1 protein-coding gene is annotated in these 201 nt (G+C 53.7%); it reads right to left on the reverse strand.

What is annotated here, in order from left to right:
• Window positions 1–201, reverse strand: a 201-nt coding sequence (locus FDX22_RS15355; RefSeq protein ID WP_186805316.1) for a homoserine O-succinyltransferase, incomplete at both ends; no start/stop codon positions are given.

Here is a 201-nt window from a genome sequence, read left to right on the forward strand (position 1 = left end):
GCGTATGGGCGTCATACTCCGGATGACCCGTCACAAAGGCAATACGTTTATCTTTGCTGGCAAACAGGTAGGCATCTCCCTCTTCTGTCTCGGCAAAAATCTCGAGATCGGTGTAGTCCCGGATAAGCGCAGCAGGAAAATCGGCATAGCGCGAATGCGGAGCCAGGAACGCATCATCAAATCCGCGCGTCAGTAGCGCAT

Origin of the sequence: Citrobacter sp. TBCS-14, from assembly GCF_005280805.1 — a bacterium.
GTDB lineage: Bacteria > Pseudomonadota > Gammaproteobacteria > Enterobacterales > Enterobacteriaceae > Citrobacter > Citrobacter gillenii.